Below are 20,054 nucleotides of genomic sequence, written 5' to 3' on the forward strand. Positions count from 1 at the left end.
CGACGAGGCGGCATCCGGACGTCGCCGGGGGCCCGGCTACTCTGGAGGACGACATAATTCCCCAGGCGAAGTCGAGGAATCCATGAGTGCACCCACCGCCGAGCCGGGCGTGGTGACGACCGAGGTCGAACAGGTCGTCACGGGTCTCGCGAAGGCCGCCAAGGTGGCATCCCGCTCCCTGGGCGGGCTGACCACGGCGGCGAAGAACGAGGTCCTGCTGGCCGCGGCCGACGCGATCGAGGCCGACGCCGAGGCAGTTCTCGCCGCCAACGCCGCCGACATCACGCGCGCCGAGAACGACGACACCGAGGCGAACCTGATCGACCGGCTCCGGCTCACACCGGAACGGATCACCGGGATCGCCGACGGTCTGCGTCAGGTGGCGGTGCTCCCCGATCCGATCGGTGTCGTCGTGTCCGGTAAGACGTTGCCCAACGGCCTCGAGCTCCGGCAGATCCGGGTTCCGCTCGGTGTCGTGGGGATGGTCTACGAGGCCCGGCCCAACGTCACGGTCGACGCGTTCGGCATCGCCTTCAAGTCGGGTAACGCGGTCCTGCTGCGCGGGTCCTCGTCGGCGGCGAACTCCAATGCGGAACTCGTCCGGATTCTGCGGGGCGTGTTGCGCGGCAAGGGAGTCAACGCCGACGCCGTCGCTCTGCTGCCGAGTGAGGACCGCTCCAGCGTGACCGCCCTGATCCGCGCCCGTGATCTGGTGGACGTGGTCATCCCGCGCGGCGGTGCCGGCCTCATCAATGCTGTCGTCGCGAACGCGACGGTGCCGACCATCGAGACCGGTACCGGCAACTGCCACGTCTATGTTCACGCACTCGCCGACGTCGACGTCGCGACCCGGATCATCCTCAACTCGAAGACCCGGCGGCCGAGCGTCTGCAACACCGCCGAGACGGTCCTCGTCGACAAGGCGGTGGCGGCCGACGCGATGCCGAAGATCATGCAGGCCCTGCAGTCGCAGGGCGTGGTGATCCACGGTGACGAACCCGGCATGGAGCCTGCGACGGACCAGGATTGGGCCGAGGAGTATCTGTCGATGGACATCGCGATGAAGATCGTCGACGACCTCGACGCGGCGGTCGCGCACATCGACACGTGGGGAACCGGTCACACCGAGGCGATCGTCACCACGGATCTCGCCGCGGCCCGTGAGTTCACCTCCCGCGTCGATGCCGCTGCCGTCATGGTGAACGCGTCGACCGCGTTCACCGACGGTGAGCAGTTCGGTTTCGGCGCCGAGATCGGCATCTCCACTCAGAAGCTGCATGCACGCGGCCCGATGGGCCTGCCCGAACTGACGTCGACCAAGTGGACCGTGTGGGGCGACGGCCACATCAGGCCGGCGTGATGTCGGAGACGACCACCCCGCTGACGGGGCCGACTACTGTGCCGTCGTTCGGTGATGTGTCCGACGTCGTCGCACGACTGCGGTCCACCGGATATCTCGCCGACGATGCGACCGCGACGTCGGCCTACCTCGCCGATCGGCTGGGCAAGCCACTGCTCGTGGAAGGTCCGGCCGGCGTCGGCAAGACCGAACTGGCACGGGCCATCGCCCAGGCGACCGACGCGGAACTGATTCGACTTCAGTGCTACGAGGGGATCGACGAGGCGCGGGCACTCTACGAGTGGAACCACGCCAAGCAGATCCTGCACATCCAGGCGACGGGCAACCGTGACTGGGACGATGCCAAGAGTGACATCTTCTCGGACGAATTCCTGCTCCCGCGGCCCCTGCTGAAGGCGATCTCGCGTTCGGAGCCCACGGTGCTGCTCATCGATGAGGTCGACAAGGCCGACGTCGACATGGAAGGCCTTCTCCTGGAGGTGCTCAGCGATTTCGCCGTCACCATCCCGGAGATGGGAACGGTCGCGGCGACCCGGCGTCCGGCGGTGATCCTCACCTCCAACGCGACCCGCGATCTGTCGGAAGCGCTCAAACGGCGCTGCCTGTACCTCTACATCGACTTCCCCGACGCATCGCGGGAACGGGAGATCCTGGCCTCCCGGGTGCCCGGACTGTCGGATGCCCTGGCCGCCGAGCTGGTCCGTGTCGTCGGGGTGCTGCGCACCCTCGACATCCGCAAGAAACCGTCGGTCGCCGAGACCATCGACTGGGCCAACACGCTCCTAGCGCTCGGAGTCGGCGAGCAGACCGGTCGCGCCGCCAGCACACTCGACGACGGACTGATCGCCCGTACGCTCGGCGTGGTCCTCAAACACCGGCCGGACCTGAAGACGGCGCTCAAAGAACTCAAGCTGGGCTGATGTCCGAGGTCGTGGGCGCCACTGCGGCCGCCGAGGTGCCTCTGGTCGGCCACCTCACCGGGTTCGTCGACGAGCTACGGGCACGCGGGATGGTGGTCGGGCCGTCGTCGCTGATCGACGCGGCACAGGCGATGCAGGTGCTCGACCTCCTGGATCGTCGCAGTCTCCGTGAGGGGCTGGCCACCACGCTCATCAGCGATCAGATGCACCGCAAGGTGTTCGACGTCGTGTTCGACCTGTGGTTCCCGCTCGGAACGGGAGCGCGGACGTCGGTGACCGAGCTGCCCCGGACCTCCGACGGTGACGTCGACGTCGACGCGGTCCGCGAGATGGTGGCGGACATGCTGGCCGACGACGACGCGTCCGAGGACGGCAGGCTCGATCAGATGATCGCCCTCATCGTCGACCAGCTGGGCCGGTACGACTCGACCCGTGGGGAGGCGTTCTCCGCGTATCAGGCTCTGTCCCAGGTCAATCCGCAGACCCTCATCGCCCGGATCGCGGCGGCGATGGCAGGCGGCACCGGTGATGACGGCTCGCTCGGCGATCGGCCCGGCACCGAGCCGATGTATCGACGGGCGGCCCGTGCGCGCGCAACAGACCTGCGGGCCGCCATCGAGGCCGAGACGCAGCGCCGCATGGCAGGGCGCAACGGCCGCGAACGGGTGGCCGACTACGCGGTCCCGCCGTTGCCGGAGGACATCAACTTCCTGTCGGCCGGCGCCAACGACCTCGCCGAGATCCGGCGCACCATCGAGCCGCTGGCGCGGCTGCTCGCTGCCAAGCTGGAGACCCGGCGGCGCCGGGCCCATCGAGGTGCGGTCGACGTGCGCAAGACCCTGCGGGCGTCGATGTCGACCGGGGGAGTCCCGATCGAACTCAGCCACCGTCGGCCTCGGCCGGGCCGGCCGGAACTCGTCGTGATCTGCGACGTGTCGGGGTCGGTCGCGGGATTCTCACAGTTCACCCTGCGTCTGGTATACGCTCTGCGTCAACAGTTCTCGAAGGTCCGGGTGTTCGCATTCGTGGACACGGTCGACGAGGTGACCGACTTCTTCGATCGTGGCGCCGACGCCGAGGACTTCGGTTCGAGCATGCACCGGATGATCACCACCGCGCGGATCAGCACGCGCGACGGCCATTCCGACTACGGCAACATGTTGAAGGGATTCGTCGAGAAGTACGGCGAATCGCTCACCCACCGCGGCGCGCTGCTCATTCTCGGTGATGCCCGCACCAACTATCACGATCCCCGTCTCGGGGCGCTGCGCGAGCTGACCGAGCGCGCCCGTCACGCGTACTGGCTCAACCCGGAGGCCCACCGGAACTGGGGGACCGGGGACTCCGCCGCCACCGAGTACGCCGAGGTGATCGAGATGTTCGAATGCCGTAACGCGACGCAGCTGGGTCGCGCGATCGCCGACCTCCTCCCGGTGTGAGCGGCGGGCGCTCGCGCGGTCGTGCTGGTTAGACCGCGTAAACTCCCTCCTCATGGCCTCCGACCGGCAGACGTCCCCGCCTCCGCGCGCCCGCCGAATCGGCGTCATGGGTGGCACCTTCGATCCGATTCACAACGGCCATCTCGTCGCCGCCAGCGAGGTGGCGCACCGCTTCAACCTCGATGAGGTCATCTTCGTCCCGACCGGCAGGCCCTGGCAGAAACTCGGCGACGAGCCGGAGAGCAAGAAGGACGTGGGGCGTTCGGTCAGCCCCGCCGAGGACCGATACCTCATGACGGTGATCGCGACCGCCTCGAACCCCCGGTTCACGGTGAGTCGCGTCGACATCGAGCGCAACGGCGACACCTACACGGTCGACACGCTGCGGGATCTGCGCAAGGTCCATCCCGAGGCGGAATTGTTCTTCATCACCGGTGCCGACGCACTCGAGTCGATCCTGTCCTGGCAGCACTGGGAGGAGCTCTTCGAACTCGCCCGCTTCATCGGGGTGAGCCGACCCGGATACGAGTTGCACGTTGCGCACCTCGCGAAGCATCTGGAGAAGCTGCCGGAGGACACTCTGCAGATGCTGGAGATCCCGGCGCTGGCCATCTCCTCGACCGAATGCCGTGCTCGCGCCGCCCGCGGTCGCCCGGTCTGGTACCTGGTACCCGACGGCGTCGTCCAGTACATCGCGAAGCGCAAGCTGTACCGTGCACCGAGGGCGTCCTCGCCGGGGGTCTCGGCACCGTGACGGTCGCACCAGATACCGAGCCCGCACCGAATCCACCGATGGAAGGACACCAGTGACTGCCTCAGCCGAAGCGCTGGAGATGGCCACGATCGCGGCACACGCCGCGGTCGACAAACTGGCACACGACGTCACGGTCATCGACGTCTCCGAACAACTCGTCATCACCGACATCTTCGTGATCGCCTCCGCCGACAACGAACGACAGGTCACCTCGATCGTCGACGAGGTCGAGGACAAACTCCGCGAGGCCGGCCACAAGCCGCTGCGCCGCGAGGGAACCCGTGAGGGCCGGTGGGCCCTCATCGACTACGCCGACATCGTGGTCCACATCCAGCACACCGATGAGCGACAGTTCTACGCGCTGGAACGGTTGTGGAAGGACTGCCCGGTGATCGAGGTGGACGGCGAGGCATGAGCGGGGGACCCGACAGTCACGACACCGCCGTCGAGCGTCTGACGCCGGTGGTACGTCGTCTGATCTTGTTGCGACACGGGCAGACCGAGTACAACGCGACCAGCCGGATGCAGGGACAGCTCGACACCGAGTTGTCGGCGCTCGGTGTGCGTCAGGCCGACGCGGCCGCGCTCGCCCTGGCCGATCGCGCGCCGATGCTGATCGTGTCGTCCGACCTGACCCGGGCGCGGGACACCGCGGAAGCACTGTCGCGGCGGACGGGACTGGAGGTGACCACCGATGTCCGGCTGCGTGAGACACACCTCGGCGACTGGCAGGGCATGACCCACCTCGAGGTCGACGACGTCATGCCCGGCGCCCGACGCATCTGGCGTGACGACGCCGCGTGGGCACCGCCGAACGGGGAGAGCCGCATCGACGTCGCCCGGCGATCGGTACCGCTGGTCGATGAGCTGGTCACCGACCTCGACGAGTGGGGCACCGGCGATCTCCCGGAGGCGCCCGTCGTGCTCGTCGCGCACGGCGGCGTCATAGCAGCCATGACCGCTGCGCTGCTCGGGTTGCCGCAGACCTCGTGGCCGGTGTTCGGCGGGCTGGCCAACACCAGCTGGGTCCAACTGTCCGGCCACGGTGTGCCGGGGAGCGCGCCCCGCTGGCGGCTCGACGTGTGGAACGCGTCCGCCGAGAGCGCGGACGTCGCGGTCCAATGACCGCACCCGGCCGGGTGACTTCCCGGTCCGCCGGCACCGGCTCCATTCTGGTGCTCTCGGATTCCCTCGCCTACTACGGACCGACCGGCGGGCTGCCGGCCGGCGACCCGCGCATCTGGCCCACCATCGTCGGCGACCGGTACGGGCGCGAGGTCCGATTGTTCGGGCGGATCGGGTGGACCAGCCGCGACGTGTGGTGGGCCCTCACCCAGGACCCGAACATCTGGGCGGCCGTGCCGTCGGCGGACGTCGTCGTCCTGGCGTTCGGCGGCATGGACAGCCTGCCGTCGCCGCTGCCGACCGCCCTGCGCGAACAGATCCGCTACGTGCGACCGAACCGACTCCGACAGGTCGTCCGCGACGGCTATCAGTGGCTGCAGCCCCGACTGTCCCGGACGGGTTGGCCGGTCGCGCTGCCGCCGCACATCACGGTGGAGTACCTGGACAAGATCCGTGACGCGCTCAACCAGCTGCGGCCCGAACTGCCGATCATGGTGTGTCTGCCACCGACACACCGCAGCCCGTACTACGGGTACGTGCACACCGGCCGCATACCCACGACCGCCGCGATGGTCCGGTGGGCCGCCGCCCACGATCTGCCCACGGCCGACTTCTACCCGGCGACCCGCGATGCGTTCCGAGGTCCGGACGCGGCCATGAACCCCGACGGGATCCATTGGGGCTGGGACTGTCACCGTGCCGTCGCCGACGTGGTGGTGTCGGCGCTCGAGCCGATGCTGCCGGACGGCGTGTCGCCCGCCGCGGGCGGGCATCCGACCGCGGTCGAGTCGACCCGCTAACGTAGACGGGTGCCTGTCGTCGTCGTCACAGATTCCTCCTCGCGCCTGCCCGAGCATGCCGGGATCCGCCAGGTACCTCTGCATCTGACCCTCGACGGCAAGGACTATCTCGAAGGCGTCGACGACATCCCGGTCGACATCATCTCCACGCCCGGCGTCACCACCTCCGGCGCCAATCCGCACGAACTCACCGAGGTGTACGAACGGGCGCTGGCCGACAGCGACGGCGACGGTGTCGTCGCGGTCCACATGTCGCGACGATTGTCGGGCACGTGGGGCGCGGGTCGGTTGGCGGCGGAGGAGTTCCCCGGACAGGTCCGCATCGTCGACTCGCGATCGGTCGGGCTGGCCGTCGGCTTCACCGCGCTCGGCGCCGCACAGGCGGCCGCCGCGGGCGCCGACCGTGATCGGGTGTATGAATCGGCCATCCGGCAGGCGTCCACCGTCGAGTCGATGCTGTGTGTGCATCAGCTCGATAATCTCCGGCAGAGCGGCCGGATCAGTGCGGCGAGCAAGATGCTCGGCTCCGCCCTGTCGATCAAACCCATCCTGCACATGGTCGACGGCATGCTCACCCTCAAAGAGCGTCACCGTACCTTCTCGAAGGCGCTGACGAAGATGGTCGACGCCGCGGTCGAGGCTGCGGGCGGTCAGCCGGTCACCGTCGGCGTGCAGCACAGCGGATCACCCGAACTGGCAGGCGAACTCGCGGCGCAACTGACCGATCGTCTCCGCGTGGTCACCTCGGAACTCATCGTCGATCTCGGGCCCGTCCTGGGCTGCCATGTCGGTCCCGGCGCGATCGGCGTCGTGCTCGCCACACATCTCGATCCGCTCGACGTCGGAGCGGCGTCCACACCCGCCGATTGATCCACAGATCGCGACCGGTGTGTACGCACGCCGGGTGAGGGTGCTGATCCTGCCTACGCTCGGCGGTCATGAGCACCACAGCACGACGACCCGGGACCGACTCGGATGGGCAGCGTCACGGGAGGCGCAGCCCACTGGATCGTCTGGCCGGTGCGGCCCCGTCGGCTGCGCAACCCCGAACGCCGCGTCAGCCCGCCCGACCTCCGGCGGACGTGGACATGTCCGACGTCTGGGCTCGCGACGACGACGCGATCGACCGGGAGTCGCCAGACGTCCCCGAGACCGCGGTGCTGTCCGATCCGGAACTGTCAGCCACGGAACCGTCGGCCACGGAGTCGTCGGGGTGGGAGGTGTCCGCGGTGTCGGGACACGAGCCCGACGCGGACGACGCGGGCCACACACCCGAGAGTGCCTGGGGCGTCGCGGGAGTCCCCACCTGGTTCGCACCCACCGACGACCGGGGCCATGCCCGCATGACCGTGGGAGAGCGGTTCGGCATCGACGAGGACGACGAGATCGAGACGCCGCGGCGCCGGTTCCTGGTGGCGCCACCGGCCGCCATCGCGCTGATCCTGATCGGCGTGATCGCCTGTGGCGTGGCGGGATACACGCTGCTGCGGGGTGGTTCAGAGACAGCGACCCCGGTGGCCTTCCCAGCGTCCGCGGGTCCGACGACACCCGCCACGAGCGGCGTCGAGTCGCGTGAGGCGCCGCCGGCCGCGCCGCCGACGGCCGAGATCGTGGTCAGCGTCGTCGGCCTGGTCCATCGTCCGGGTCTCGTCCGGCTGCCCGGACAACCACGGGTGGCAGACGCGATCGCGCGTGCCGGTGGTGCCCGCAAGGGGGCAGATCTGTTGTCGCTCAATCTCGCCCAGAAGTTGAACGACGGTGACCAGATTCTCGTCGGTTATGCGGGCGACGGAGGTCGCATGGCCCTGCGCAGCGCAGTGGTCGGCACCGCGGGAACACCGGCCGGCGACACCGCCGCGACGAGCGCACCGTCGTCGGGTGCAGCCGGGGGCGAGACGAACACGCCCGCGGCGGGCAAGGTGGATCTCAACTCGGCGACCGAGGCGCAACTCGATGCGTTGCCCGGGGTCGGTCCGGTCACCGCGAAATCGATCATCGCCTGGCGCGACGCACATGGACGATTCACCTCCGTCGACCAGCTCGCCGAGGTCGACGGGATCGGCCCGGCGCGGCTCGCCCGGCTGCGCGAGCTGGTGACGGTGTGAGTGACTCCTCGTCGCCGGCCACCCGTTCACGTCGTGTGCTCGACGACTGGGTGCCGTCCGGGGACTACCGACTCGTCCTACCCGCGGTGACGGTGTGGATCACCACGCTCACGTGTCTGCTCGCTCCACCGCCGACCGCGCGGGTCCTCGTAATGGTGTGCGTGGCGGGGGGAGCGGCAGGCGCGGTCGTGCTGTGGCGACGTTGGGCGCGCTGGACGACGATCTCGTTCGTGGTGGTCGTCGCGGGGATGGGCGTGGTCACCGCGGGTGCGCTCGCCGTGCGGGTCGAGGCGCGCAGCGCACATCCGTTGTGGCAAGCGGACGGCAAGGCCCGCATCGTCGGCATCATCCGAGACGACGCGGTGGCGGTGGGGCCGGGAGCCGCGTCGATGGTCCGGGTCCGCGTGGACGTGACCGAGGTGGCGGACAGACCGACGGCGCCGATGGGTGCCGAACTCACCGGAACTTCTGCAATGTGGTCGGATCTCCTTCCCGGACAACGATTCTCGGCGTTGGTTCGGGCACGTCCGCCCCGAGACGGCGATCTCCTGGTCGCCCGACTGAGTGCTGTCGGCACGCCACAGACCCTCGGACGTCCCCCACCGCATCAGCGACTCGCCGGCGCGGTGCGCGTCCGGCTGCAGCTGATCTCGGCGCACGCTCTGGGGCCCGAGGCCGCCGGACTCTTCCCGGGGCTGGTGCTCGGCGACACCTCGTCGCTCGACACCCGGGTGCGCGACGACTTTCGCGCGGCCGGTCTGTCGCACCTGGTCGCCGTGTCCGGGCAAACGGCAAAACTGAGGTAGTCGTCACGCCATTCGGCTATAGGGTGCCGCCCGCGGCCAGCACATCCAGTCCGGACCGAACCTGGTCCGAGAAGGTGATCATTTGATCACGCTTGACGTTGCACGTCAGGTTCGCCATCTCGAGGGACTGGGACCCGCCTTGACATGCGTCCTTGGTGAAGTCGGCGTAGGCGTCCTGGTAGTTCTGCATCGGGTTGACGATCCCTGAGTGGGCGCCGTCAATTTCGAGGTCGTTGTCGAGGATCGACATCCGCATGCTCGCGATCGTCGCGCTGTTCTGGACGAAGCACTCGTCGCCCATCAACTTCTGGCACTGCTGCATCTGGCTGCGGAAGTGTTGCGCCCACGTTTGCCATGAGGTGATCTCCGGCGCGGCCGACGAACTGGAGGTTGCGACGTCGTCATTGGTGTCGCTACCGCACCCGCCCAGGAACAGCGCCGCGATGACGGAGAGGATCACCAGCGCGAGCTTCTTCATGGCCGCGATCGTAGCCCGACGGCGTGACATCAACGGGTCGAATTACCCGTGTGAGTCTCTGTGGCACGAACGGATGAACCTTCCTTTGTGCTTGTGATGCGTTCAGATGAACTGTCGAATCGTGCCCGCGCCCAGGTAATCTCCCGCTATGACTCAGCCGCACCCGCCGGGGTGGTACCCCGATCCGCAACGCCGAGAGCTTCAGCGCTACTGGGACGGTGCGAGCTGGACCGATCAGACCGCTCCTCGAGGGACCACGCCGAAGGACCCTGACCTCACTCCCGCCGACCCCTCGGCGAAGAAGAAGGGCACGCGGCGTGCGCTCATCGTCGCCGGCGCATTCGCGGTCGTCGTGCTGGTAGTCGTTGCAGTCGGCGCGGTGCTCAACCAGCGCGACCAACGAGAGGCCGACGAAGCCGAGGCGAGTAAGGTTTCCGAGTCGATCCAGTTCTCGATCGAGCGCGAGTCGCGAGCGCGTGACGTCGCAGCGTCGGCAGCTGCCGCCTCGCAGGCCCGGGCCGCGTACGAGTCGCGCCGGCGGGCGACGATGCTCGACAAGTCCACCTACTCCGCCGTCAGTGCTCGTGAGTGGGCGCAGATCGCGAAGGACCCTAGCAACGCCGCTGGCAAGCGCATCACAGTGTACGGACGGGTGACGCAGTTCGACTCGGGCACCGGGTCGACCGCGATGCGCGCAGACGTCGGCGGCGAGCCCGCGGGCCCGTACGACTACGACACCAACACGATCGTCATCTCTGGTGAGCCGGGAGTCCTTGCTGACGTCGTGAAGGACGACATGGTGACCATGTGGGTCGAGGTCGAGGGATCGATGACCTACGACACGACGATGGGCGGATCGACGACGGTGCCGAAGCTGTCGGCGTACATCGTCGAGGTGACCGGCAGCGCGGGATAGTCTCGCCGGTACCGTGTCTCGATGACTGACCGCGACGTCCTGCGCGCGGCCGCTCGCGACATCCGGACGATGATGCGGCGACAGCAGGCCGAGGCGTCGTACCTCGCGGGCTCGTGGGTGGCGCCGCCCGCCGAGCTGCTGGCGCTGGCCGTCGAGTGCGATGACGTCGTGTACAGCCAGATCGTCGAAGCGCCCGACCTCGCCGACCGTCTGGCCGAGGTGCTCGGTGACGACTGGGAGCCGTCATGACGGCTCGGTGGTGCACAGCCACACTCCGGCGGCCACGACGATGACGAGCGCGAGGGCGTCGAGGATCATGCAGTTTAGACGCTTCGCACGGCTCAACGGTTCCGGACAACAACAGGCATTAGTTGCAACTCCTGCACCGTGTCTAGACGTCACACTGAATCGTCAGCCCAAGGCTTGCGGATCGCATACACTGGTGGACCGGACGGGACTTGCACCCGTCAGGAGGTGGACTCTCCTGGCTGACTTTTCCGGCCCTGACGGCCCCCGCCGCTCCCATCACACTGCGGGCTCTGGCGGCGGGGGCTTACTCCCTCCTCATGGTGAAACCTCCTCCGAGTCATCGCTATCGGACCCCGGGGTCTCGTAGCCTTTCAGCTTGTCCACCAAGTCGATAACGAAGTTTCGGTCTTCAGTGGTCAAGGCGAAAAGGTTGACATCTACAACAACGGATACTTTTCCACCCGATGCCAACGCCACGGTGTACGTGTCACCTTCGGATTGCGGCGTCCGCCCGCGGGCATCCTCGCCACCACTGTCCTGATCTGACGGTGGCTTTCGGCGCGTGCTCGACTTGCGCGGTTTGGATGCTCCAGGAGCTCCCGAGCCCGATCGCGTACTCGGGAAGTGTGCACTGAGTTCAAGCCCCGCGGTGCGCGCGGCGTGGAGATAGAAGGTGATGCACTTTCGGCGAGTATCGGCGGAAGTGATACCCGGGTAGCTGGAAACGAACGTATCCCGAAGGTCTTTCGAGGTGCCATGTCGTTCTGACACTGCCATTGGCTCCGAGTAGTACTCGCGCACCATCGTCGCGAGGAGCGCCTTTCGCTCCTCTTCTCCGCCTTCCGCAAGCTTCTGCAGTAGCGGCAGAACGTTGCTATTCGCGTCAATCAGACCGAAGGCTGTGAATGACGCGGTCAGATTGGCCTGGTCGGAACCGGACTTCGAGCCCATCAAGGACCGATCGATCCGTGGTGGGAGCGGCTTCGATCCCAGTTCGTCAATGAAGTTCCAGAATGTTTGGAACGACATGTAGGGCGGCTTGAAACCCTCGTCCGCGGCGTCCATCGGATGACCCCCTTACGGCAACCGTCTGGCGCCCTGCCACTTAGTCTGCCACAGCCTCTGCCATAACTCCAGCGGTTAGAGATAGTTCTTTCGTTTATCTATGGCACGGCGAAGAATTGCAGTATGCGTATACAACGAGGAGACCTGGTAGAGGCTACGACCGCCAGTGGGGCAGCGGTTCGGATGAGGGCGCTCGGAGGTGTTGTCAATGGGCGCGATTTTCGAGTCGTATGGTTGTGCACCGAGGCGGAATGGGACCGTGTTCGAACGTCAGACCAGGAAGCCGACGGTGTTCCGTGGCCTATCGAATCTGTTCGCGAGTTGGCTACTACGTAAAGCAGGAGGCGCCAGGCGGCTGCCCGATCCGAGGCGCACACGGATCGGGCAGCCATAACAACACGAGTCCCCTACCCCTCGGACCGGACTCAACGCGTGCCATGGTAAGGCGATCCTCACCCAAGTGAAAGGGTTCGGCGACGGAAGACGCCCCGCTCTGCGGGGTCGAGTGCAGAGGCGGGGCGCTCCACCCGCTCATCGCCGGGGAGCGAATCAGTGGGTAACTGTGACAATAATCGTTGCCATAGTTGAGTGCCACTCATCAGTGAGATCTTTGCAACAGCAAGGGACTCTGGGCTTCTCGTGTCGATACACTCCGATTGGCTGCGGTCCCTTTGCTGGCTTCACCCGCAGTCAGGCCCCGGTCGGCTCCGTGCCGCCGGGGCCGCCCTGTATTAGCGGGCGGTTACCAACCAGGGGTCTGGGGTACGCAACGATCCATGACGTCGAAATCGAGATTCGCGATCGCTTGCGGAGTGGTCGCTGTTGCTCTGACGTCAGCGTTCGCAATCGCACTGGCGTATGACAATGTCGGCAGCCCGATGACCGGCCTAGCGACCTTCATCTTCTGGGCGCTCCTGGCGGTGGCAGTGATTGCGCAGGTGTCCATGGCACGCGACTTAGATGTTTGACGGCGCTCGAGTTCACACCCACTCGACGAGTGAGTAGCCGTCGCCGCCGTCCTTGCCGACGAGTCCTGTCGTTGATCCGCGACGACCACCGGCGCCGCCGCCACCGCCGCCGTAATCGGCGCCCTCGGCGGCGTTGTTCGACGATCCCGATGTGATGCCGCTGCCGCCGCGGCCGCCTGCGCCGTTGAGTCCGGTCGGGGTGCCGCCGGATGCGTTGCCGCCCTGGCCGACGATCGCCGAGAAGGTACCGCCAGAGCCGACTGTCGATCCCGAACCGCCACCAGCTCCACCACCGTTGGTGTTGCTGCTGGCTGACACCGCGGTGGACGCGTTCGTGTTGGCGCCGGCGGTGCCGCTCGCTGTTGGAACGGTCTGCGAGGTGCCGGCGACCGATGGCGTGCCGGAGGCGCCACCCGACTTGCTGCTGGTCGATGTGTTGCCGTTCGTACCGTTTCCGCCGCCGCCAGCGGTCAGGGACACCGACCCGGACGTGAACGAGGTGGCGGCAGCGTTGGTGGTGCCGCGGGTGACGCTGTAGGTCGCTCCGAGTTCAGAGATCGGGATGAACACGCGACCGATGCGAGCGGCACCGCCTCCGCCTGCGCCGCCGGACACGGCCGAGCTCGACCCCGAGGTGCCGCCACCGTTGCCACCTTTGCCGCCGTGTCCGAGGAGGGTGACCCAACATCCGGATGCGCCGTCGGGGACGGGCTGGCTGACGACGTCCGTGTTGAGGACGTTGAACGGCGTGAAGTTGATCTCTCCAGTGACTGTGCCTGCGGGAGCGTCGGTCGTCGCGGTGCCGGGCTGCCCGGCGAGAGCGACGTTGCGGACTGCCTGCACCGTCCCGGCGGGCGCGCTCGAGCTGGCCGCGGCGACGACTCCGCCGACCGCCGCATTGCGGATTGTCGAAACCGCGCCGGCCGCCGCCTGGCCGGTCGCGGTCGAGACATGGCCACCGAGCAGCGCGTTGCGTATCGCGGCGATGATCCCGGCCGGAGCTTCGGCGGCCGCGGTGCTGGGTTGGCCAGTGACGACGACGTTGACCGAGAATTCGACGGCACCGGCGGGAGCGGTCGCGGTGGCGACGGCCGGGACGCCGCCGAGCATGACGTTGCGGATAGCCAGGATCGAGCCCGCCGGGGCCAGACCAGTCGCCGCTGCCGGTTGGCCGCCGAGCTGCGCGTTGCGCTCGGCTGCGACCGCACCAGAAGGTGCTCCCGCGGTCGCTGTCGCGACGAGCCCCGCGATGACAATGTTGCCCGACGCGGAGATCCCTCCCTGGCCCGCCGCGGCCTGTGCGCCCGCCGTCGGGAGCGCGACTGTGACGTTGCGGGTCGCCGAGATCGACCCGGGCACGGCGATGGCTGTCGCCGTCGCCGTCTGGCCGGGCACCTCTTCGTTGACCGAGATCGCACCCACCGGTGCCGCAGCGTTCGCGGCTGCGGGGGCACCTGCGACCGCCACCGAACGCGTGGTCGCCACGGACCCTGGCAGTGCCGCCGCGGTGGCGACCGCAAGCTCGCCGTCGATGACTGCGGCCGTCGCGGGGAGCGGACCACGGTCCTCGCCGGTGACATGCCGGATGCGCTCATCGTCGTCAACGACGGACCACCGGAGCTCGCCCGCGAGCCGGACCTGCCGGAGCTCGGCCAGGACCGACACGCGGTGTCGCTGAACGACCGGCCCCGCGACGCGCTGTTCAGCCGCCACAGCGGTCAACGCTGTTCCATCCTCACTTCGATTGTGCGGTCGTCCTCGCGGCCCGCGCTCGTGGTGATGTGGTTGGTCACGAGGTACGTACCGTCCTCAGTGCCGCCCGACAGCCACACGGTCGTCTGGGTATTGGTGAACGCCGGATCGTACGTCGTGAGGGCGGCGTCCGGACCGCTCACACTCCACGTCGACGCGCTGATGCTGTCGCCGGGGCGAAGCCAGCTCGACCAATCGATGCCGTAGTCCAGCTTGGCGTTCGGGTCCTTGACGAATGTCGAGAACGAATACACAGGGCGCCTCCCGTCAGGCCGCAGTGATCGTGATGAGTCCCGAGCCGCTGATAGTGGCGGTGAAGTTGCCCGACGACGACACCTCGTCCTGGCCGAAATCCCAGTAGCAGATCAGCGGCTTGGCGGCGGCCGTCGCCGGGGTGTCGTCGTAGGCAACGAGGTACCGCGCGGTCAGCGTCGACGACCCCCAACTCGGATCGTTCGCGTCGAGCATCAGTGTGTTGGTCGCTGCGTTGTAGGTCACGGTCACGCCGGTGAGGGTCTGGCCGCCGGCGGAGTATCCGGTGCCGGTGATCTCGTTGGTCACGTCGGACTTGTACTGGTGGGTGTCCTGGTTCGGGGTGTAGCTCGAGGTGCACAACATCACCTTGAGCGTGTCCGAGTCGAGGTCGACCTCCTTGTTGGCCAACGACTTCAGGAAGAGGCCGTACATCTTCGCGGTGAGCGCCATTTTCAGTTCTCCTTCGTGAGTGTGTATCCGAGGGCTTCCAGCGCATCCTCGTGGGTGCGCAGGTCGGGATCGATCGTCATTGCGAACGAGCGAGAGTCCGTCGACAAAATCGGAGTGAGGCCATTGGCAGGGTTTCCGTCGTAGTCGACGACCTGGCCGCGCTCGTCTGCCAGGAAGGCATCGACGCCGAGCGGGACGTGCGACGGGAAGATCGGCACGCCGAGATCTTGCGCCAACTCCACGATCATCGCTCGGTCGCGGACGCAGACAAGCAGATGGCCAGCCTGGGTCTTGTAGAGGTGGGTGACTGGGCACATCCAGCTCACGTCGGATTCGATCAGTTCTACTGTGCGCATTTCACTTCCAGAAGATCCAGATGATTCCGGTGGCTCCGATGCCACCAGCGCCTGCCTGAGATGTCGCGTTGACGTAGAACGCGCCGCGGGCTCCGCCGCCACCGCCTGCGCCGCCCGGGTATCCGCCGGGGCCGCCAGCGCCTGCGTTGGCTGTCGTACTAGCTGGGGCTTGGCCCGCTCCGCCGCCACCACCGCCACCGGCGCCACCGCACTTCGTGGTCGATCCGGCGGAGACATTTCCGCCGGCCGCGCCGTTGCCGGCATAGGTGTTGTTCGGCCAACTCGCGGTTGCACCCGCGGCTCCACCGGAGCCGCCTGTGGCCAACGCTGAACTCGATCCGCTCGTCCCCGCAGTCGAGGACTGCGAGGGACTCTCGGTGAAGGTGCCGATCCCGCCGTTTCCTCCGTTACCGGGCGCGGACGTCGTTGGAGTGAAACCGAACGACGTCGAGATCCCCGATCCACCCGGAGTCGTCGAGTACGAGCCGAACGACGACACGGCCCCGTTGCTCGCCCCGACTGTGTAGTTCACCGTAGAGCCGAGAGTGGCTGGGTCGATCTGCTGGGCGATGTACCCGCCGCCGATTCCACCGACTCCGCCCGGCCCGCGGTTGCCGGTTGACCCGTCGCCACCATTCTGGCCGCAACCGACCATGATCACGACGAGCTCCGAGATGTTGCTCGGTTTGGTCCAGATGCCCGACGTGACCTTGGTTTCGACGTTGTAGCCGTTGATGATCGCGTCTTTGATCGCCTCGATTGTGTACTGCACCTCGAGCGGGTCGCCGACGGAGCCGGAGCCAAACCAGCCGTTGAAGATGCCGTTCACAATGTTGCCGACGCCCATCAGAGCCTCGTGGGCGATGATGCGAATGATCTCGGCGCCGCCGCCGATGTCCTGTGTCTTCCCCTGCCAGTTGTTGTGGATGAACTCTTCCCACGACGCACGGTCTCGGCTCGCGAACTGGTTGAGTCCGCCGGTCGCCGGGTTCGGCAGGTTGGCGGTGAAGTTGTAGTCGGGATTCTCGTAGTCGCCGGGCCCGTTGAGATCTGGACGTGTCACAGCGGCATCACCCCAGTCCGCACGATGGCTCGGGGTACGGGGTGCGCTTCTTGTCCAGGCTGCTGCGGTAGGCGATCAGCTCGTCGTACTCGCGGCCCAACTCCCGGGCGCGGACGTTGTACGTCGCGATGACCTCGGGGATCTGACCCGGCTGCTTCTCGATCGTCTTCCCGATGTCGACGAACATCTGGTCGAGGATCTCGCGACGATCGCGGGAGATCGCCTGCGCGCGATCATTGACGTCGCGCTGTTCCGCGGTGACCTCGGTGTTGTACTTCAGCGCAGCGCGAAACTCGTTGTTGCAGCGATCAGTTTCGTTCTGGTTCGCCTCCTGGTTGAGAACAGTCGCGAGGGTCACCACGGCGAGGATGATGGCGAAGATCGTCATGTTCCGCGACGAGCTGTTGATGTGCGGAATGATGATCTTGTACCCGCGCCACTTCAGGTAACCGAGCGTGACGATGTTCCCGGCGAGGAACGATCCCACCGAGACGAACACGTAGTTCCAGCCCACGATGTTCATGACTTCCCGTCCTTGTTCTCGTCGTCCTGCTTACTGCCGTCGCCGCGTGCTCGCGCTGCCGTGATGACGCCGATGAGCGCCGACACCACCGACATGAAGACGAGGCCGAGATTCGCCGGCGGGTCGTAACCGGGATTGACCATGTCCACGACGAGCGAAGCGATCCAGACGGCGCCGATGATCCCGGTGAGCGCGTACAGAGCGCGCATGGAGGGGTCGTTGTCCTTGTCCGCCACCCGAACACCTTTCAACAGCGCCCAGCGGGCGGAATGATGTTGAGACCATCGGGCCGTCGCCCGCTCACTCGGCCCGACGGTGTCGGCCGCCGACGTAGTCGTCGATGGTGTGGGTCACCACGTCGAGAACCTCGGCGCCCTGGTCGCCGAATCGATCGCGGATCTCCTGCCTGGCACGGTCGACGACGACGTTCGCGCCGTCAGCGACGACATCGGGAAGCTTCGCCTGCGGCGTCACCTTCGCCCGAGCAGCCTCCGTCGCTGGGATGCCCAGCAGGACACCGAGCGCCGGAATGACGACCAGGGTCGCGACCGAGTCGTCGACGACGCCGCGGTAGACGCCGTAGCCGATGAGGATGACGAGGATCGGATACAGGTACAGGCGAACCGGCTCCGACGCCTTCAGTTTCGAGAGCAGCTCCATGATGATCAGTTCCTTTCGCTCAGTGCTTCTGCGGGATGATGACGTCCTCGCCGCCGACCGGCGACAAGGTGATGACTCCGTCGGGCGACCAGTGAACGACGCCGTTCTGGAAGTGCTGGGTGACGGTGCCGTCGTCGTTCTTGATCTCGTTGGACTGCACCCAGCCGAGTGGCCCCTTCTCGTAGCCGTTGCGGGCGTACGCGGCACCGATGCGACCGGTCACGAAGAACCCCTCGGACTGGTCGGCGCGGTGGTACAGCACGCCCTTCTCGAACGCCTGCACGTCGCCCTCGGCGAGAATCGTGTGATAGGCGATCGGATAGCCGAGCGGTCCGCGTTCCCAGCCGAGGCGCTCGTAGTCCTCGAGCAGTCGGGTGGGGATCGGGCGGGCACCGGTCGTGGGGGTCCAGTAGATCGAGCCGTGCTCGAAGTGGGCGAACCGGCCGCGCTTGTCAGGGCAGACGCCTTCGCCGACGGTGATGCGTTTGCCCAGCCACGTTGCGGCAGCGGCCATCTTGTTGATCTGGTTCTCGACGGGCTTCGGCGCGATGCCCACGGTGAACTCCTTGACGCACTGTGCGAAGTAGTCGGTGGGGAAGCCCGCGCCGACGTCGGTGTGGGTGCCGATCTTGAGCACCTTTGTGACGAACTGGTGGTCGGCGAATCCCTGGCGTTTGCCCGAGTACTTGCCGCCGGTGCCGATGACTTCGATCGCCACGCCGTACTTCTTCGCGTCCTGCACAGCGAGATACGCGGCGTTGCGAATGTCGGCCTTGAACGTTCTGAGCCACTCGTCGCGAGACATCCCCGCCCGGGACCCGGCGAAGCAGAGGTTGATCGTGTACGGGTTCGCCGAGAGGACCGACCAGGACGCGAAGTCGGTGTCGACGAGGTCGCACACGATTCCGCGGCCGGCGGTGTAGTGGTAGCTGACCCCGTTGGCTCCACTGCAGTAGCGGCCGAGTCGGACCGGGTCCGTGTCGCCGCTGCCCTCCTCGGTGTGCAACAGCCAGTACGAGATCCGCGCGCCGAACCGCGAGTCTCGACCGCCCCCGGTCATCATGTCGATCTCTTTGAACGGTGCTGTGGGCATGGCGGGTACCTCCGGGGTTGGGGTGGTCGACGCGATCTGGTCGTAGAGGGCGGACGCCTGGGCGAACCGCTGGTCGTAGCGGGCGGGGAACGCGGACCCCTGCACGGCCTGGGCGAAACTGCCCGGCGATCTGGTCGTGTTGTTGTAGTCGAGCTTGATGAGCCGTCCGAAGAACAGGCCAGCCGACTTGGCGACGTCCATACAGGTGGCGCAGTCGGCCCACCAGTAGCCGTCGGAGGTCTTGACGATCTGCTGTTGGAATACGCCCACGCTGTAGCCGTCGGAACCGACCGCATCGTGGGGCAGCTTCAGCGACTCAGCGACTTTCGAGTTCGCATAGTTGAGGAGGTTCGTCTCAACCAGCCCCGTCGACAATCCGATCTTCATCCCGCGGACCGTGACGCCCATCGCGCGGCCGACCGCCACGATGGTGCGGGCGTACCCGAGTTGCTTCTCGCTGTAGGCCATTACCGATTGCCGCCCTTCTTCTTTCGCTTCGCCGACCGCCGCTCTGCGACCGCCGCCTCGTACATCTCCTGCTGCGCCTGGGCGAGACGCCTGTACCGCTCCTGCGGGTCCTCTGGCGCCGTCACATCGGCGGTGTAGACCCACTTGCCGGTGCCGCCGACATCCGTCGGCACCTCGTAGGTCTTGATCGGATCCGCGGCGATCCGTGCGCCGAGCTCGAACTGGTGACACGCGACGTCGAAGTAGTAGTCGGGGCCCATGACCAGAGGTGCCGACGAGACGCCAGGGAGCCCGACGAACGTCGCGACGAGCTTCGTCACCTGCTCCTTGACGTAGTCCAGGCCCTCGCCCGTCGCCGCGGCGATCTGCTCGACCTTCCGCTCGTCCTCGACCGCCTTGAGGGTCGCCATCTGCTCTTCGGGGGTGGGTGTCGTCATGTGGTGCAGCCC

The 20,054-nt window shown here is 67.0% G+C and carries 25 protein-coding genes; 13 read left to right on the plus strand and 12 right to left on the minus strand.

The genetic code is table 11. The features are described from left to right. Window positions 1–82: 82 nt before the first annotated feature. The 10 genes from QSJ19_RS00840 to QSJ19_RS00885 all read left to right on the plus strand — a co-directional run bounded on the left by QSJ19_RS00840 (window position 83) and on the right by QSJ19_RS00885 (window position 9,309). Window positions 83–1,360: a glutamate-5-semialdehyde dehydrogenase gene (locus tag QSJ19_RS00840; protein ID WP_286317804.1), complete on the plus strand. Its 1,278-nt coding sequence runs from the start codon at window positions 83–85 to the stop codon at window positions 1,358–1,360. Further along, window positions 1,360–2,280 (plus strand): AAA family ATPase, encoded by a 921-nt coding sequence (locus tag QSJ19_RS00845; RefSeq protein WP_286317805.1) that lies wholly within the window; start codon window positions 1,360–1,362, stop codon window positions 2,278–2,280. Before QSJ19_RS00840 ends, QSJ19_RS00845 begins: the two co-directional genes overlap by 1 nt. Next, window positions 2,280–3,719, plus strand: coding sequence for a vWA domain-containing protein (locus QSJ19_RS00850; RefSeq protein ID WP_286317806.1), 1,440 nt, complete (start codon window positions 2,280–2,282; stop codon window positions 3,717–3,719). The genes QSJ19_RS00845 and QSJ19_RS00850 overlap by 1 nt, the downstream gene beginning before the upstream one ends. 52 nt (window positions 3,720–3,771) lie before the next feature. Continuing rightward, window positions 3,772–4,473, plus strand: a complete 702-nt coding sequence (gene nadD / locus QSJ19_RS00855) for a nicotinate-nucleotide adenylyltransferase (protein ID WP_286317807.1) — start codon at window positions 3,772–3,774, stop codon at window positions 4,471–4,473. Between the two features lie 52 nt (window positions 4,474–4,525). Beyond that, the gene (rsfS, locus tag QSJ19_RS00860; RefSeq protein WP_286317808.1) at window positions 4,526–4,888 is read left to right on the plus strand and encodes a ribosome silencing factor; all 363 of its coding nucleotides are present in this window, start codon (window positions 4,526–4,528) and stop codon (window positions 4,886–4,888) included. After that, entirely contained in the window at window positions 4,885–5,598 is a 714-nt protein-coding gene (locus tag QSJ19_RS00865) for a histidine phosphatase family protein (RefSeq protein ID WP_286317809.1), read from the plus strand. The genes rsfS and QSJ19_RS00865 overlap by 4 nt, the downstream gene beginning before the upstream one ends. Next, window positions 5,595–6,398, plus strand: coding sequence for a diglucosylglycerate octanoyltransferase (octT, locus tag QSJ19_RS00870; RefSeq protein ID WP_502876057.1), 804 nt, complete (start codon window positions 5,595–5,597; stop codon window positions 6,396–6,398). Before QSJ19_RS00865 ends, octT begins: the two co-directional genes overlap by 4 nt. Before the next feature lie 9 nt (window positions 6,399–6,407). Then, complete coding sequence (locus tag QSJ19_RS00875; RefSeq protein WP_286317811.1) at window positions 6,408–7,268, plus strand: DegV family protein; 861 nt, start codon at window positions 6,408–6,410, stop codon at window positions 7,266–7,268. A 68-nt stretch (window positions 7,269–7,336) separates the two neighbouring features. Further along, the gene (locus QSJ19_RS00880) at window positions 7,337–8,503 is read left to right on the plus strand and encodes a ComEA family DNA-binding protein (RefSeq protein WP_353507109.1); all 1,167 of its coding nucleotides are present in this window, start codon (window positions 7,337–7,339) and stop codon (window positions 8,501–8,503) included. Then, entirely contained in the window at window positions 8,500–9,309 is an 810-nt protein-coding gene (locus tag QSJ19_RS00885) for a ComEC/Rec2 family competence protein (RefSeq protein ID WP_286317812.1), read from the plus strand. Before QSJ19_RS00880 ends, QSJ19_RS00885 begins: the two co-directional genes overlap by 4 nt. Before the next feature lie 16 nt (window positions 9,310–9,325). On the opposite strand, the gene QSJ19_RS00890 is transcribed toward QSJ19_RS00885, so the two are convergent. Beyond that, window positions 9,326–9,787 carry a hypothetical protein gene (locus QSJ19_RS00890; RefSeq protein ID WP_286317813.1) on the minus strand — a complete coding sequence of 154 codons (462 nt, stop codon included), beginning with the start codon at window positions 9,785–9,787 and terminating at the stop codon, window positions 9,326–9,328. 148 nt (window positions 9,788–9,935) lie between these two features. Here QSJ19_RS00890 and QSJ19_RS00895 point away from each other — a divergent pair, with 148 nt between their 5' ends. Together QSJ19_RS00895 and QSJ19_RS00900 are read left to right on the plus strand one after the other, a co-directional pair. Beyond that, on the plus strand, window positions 9,936–10,703 hold the full coding sequence (locus QSJ19_RS00895; protein WP_286317814.1) for a DUF2510 domain-containing protein: 768 nt from the start codon (window positions 9,936–9,938) through the stop codon (window positions 10,701–10,703). Between the two features lie 21 nt (window positions 10,704–10,724). Next, on the plus strand, window positions 10,725–10,952 hold the full coding sequence (locus QSJ19_RS00900; protein ID WP_286317816.1) for a hypothetical protein: 228 nt from the start codon (window positions 10,725–10,727) through the stop codon (window positions 10,950–10,952). Window positions 10,953–11,267: 315 nt separating this feature from the next. On the opposite strand, the gene QSJ19_RS00905 is transcribed toward QSJ19_RS00900, so the two are convergent. After that, a complete protein-coding gene (locus QSJ19_RS00905) occupies window positions 11,268–12,017 on the minus strand; it encodes a hypothetical protein (protein ID WP_286317818.1) in 750 nt (249 codons plus the stop codon). 776 nt (window positions 12,018–12,793) lie between these two features. Here QSJ19_RS00905 and QSJ19_RS00910 point away from each other — a divergent pair. Continuing rightward, the gene (locus QSJ19_RS00910; RefSeq protein WP_286317820.1) at window positions 12,794–12,985 is read left to right on the plus strand and encodes a hypothetical protein; all 192 of its coding nucleotides are present in this window, start codon (window positions 12,794–12,796) and stop codon (window positions 12,983–12,985) included. Between the two features lie 12 nt (window positions 12,986–12,997). Here QSJ19_RS00910 and QSJ19_RS00915 read toward each other — a convergent pair whose 3' ends face one another. The 10 genes from QSJ19_RS00915 to QSJ19_RS00960 all read right to left on the minus strand — a co-directional run bounded on the left by QSJ19_RS00915 (window position 12,998) and on the right by QSJ19_RS00960 (window position 20,042). Further along, a complete protein-coding gene (locus QSJ19_RS00915; RefSeq protein ID WP_286317822.1) occupies window positions 12,998–14,707 on the minus strand; it encodes a hypothetical protein in 1,710 nt (569 codons plus the stop codon). After that, on the minus strand, window positions 14,704–14,991 hold the full coding sequence (locus QSJ19_RS00920) for a phage fiber-tail adaptor protein (protein WP_286317823.1): 288 nt from the start codon (window positions 14,989–14,991) through the stop codon (window positions 14,704–14,706). Before QSJ19_RS00920 ends, QSJ19_RS00915 begins: the two co-directional genes overlap by 4 nt. Before the next feature lie 13 nt (window positions 14,992–15,004). Beyond that, window positions 15,005–15,442: a hypothetical protein gene (locus QSJ19_RS00925; RefSeq protein ID WP_286317824.1), complete on the minus strand. Its 438-nt coding sequence runs from the start codon at window positions 15,440–15,442 to the stop codon at window positions 15,005–15,007. A gap of 2 nt (window positions 15,443–15,444) precedes the next feature. Beyond that, complete coding sequence (locus QSJ19_RS00930) at window positions 15,445–15,843, minus strand: DUF7572 family protein (RefSeq protein WP_286317825.1); 399 nt, start codon at window positions 15,841–15,843, stop codon at window positions 15,445–15,447. Continuing rightward, window positions 15,800–16,861: a glycine-rich domain-containing protein gene (locus QSJ19_RS00935; protein WP_286317826.1), complete on the minus strand. Its 1,062-nt coding sequence runs from the start codon at window positions 16,859–16,861 to the stop codon at window positions 15,800–15,802. The genes QSJ19_RS00930 and QSJ19_RS00935 overlap by 44 nt, the downstream gene beginning before the upstream one ends. A gap of 7 nt (window positions 16,862–16,868) precedes the next feature. Further along, the gene (locus QSJ19_RS00940) at window positions 16,869–17,384 is read right to left on the minus strand and encodes a hypothetical protein (RefSeq protein WP_286317827.1); all 516 of its coding nucleotides are present in this window, start codon (window positions 17,382–17,384) and stop codon (window positions 16,869–16,871) included. Beyond that, complete coding sequence (locus QSJ19_RS00945; protein ID WP_286317828.1) at window positions 17,381–17,620, minus strand: hypothetical protein; 240 nt, start codon at window positions 17,618–17,620, stop codon at window positions 17,381–17,383. Before QSJ19_RS00945 ends, QSJ19_RS00940 begins: the two co-directional genes overlap by 4 nt. A gap of 64 nt (window positions 17,621–17,684) precedes the next feature. Beyond that, window positions 17,685–18,044 (minus strand): hypothetical protein, encoded by a 360-nt coding sequence (locus QSJ19_RS00950; protein ID WP_286317829.1) that lies wholly within the window; start codon window positions 18,042–18,044, stop codon window positions 17,685–17,687. A gap of 19 nt (window positions 18,045–18,063) precedes the next feature. Further along, window positions 18,064–19,605 carry a hypothetical protein gene (locus tag QSJ19_RS00955; protein ID WP_286317830.1) on the minus strand — a complete coding sequence of 514 codons (1,542 nt, stop codon included), beginning with the start codon at window positions 19,603–19,605 and terminating at the stop codon, window positions 18,064–18,066. Further along, a complete protein-coding gene (locus tag QSJ19_RS00960; RefSeq protein WP_286317831.1) occupies window positions 19,605–20,042 on the minus strand; it encodes a phage gene 29 protein family protein in 438 nt (145 codons plus the stop codon). The genes QSJ19_RS00955 and QSJ19_RS00960 overlap by 1 nt, the downstream gene beginning before the upstream one ends. Window positions 20,043–20,054 lie beyond the last annotated feature (12 nt).

This window comes from Gordonia sp. ABSL11-1 (assembly GCF_030315685.1).
GTDB lineage: Bacteria > Actinomycetota > Actinomycetes > Mycobacteriales > Mycobacteriaceae > Gordonia.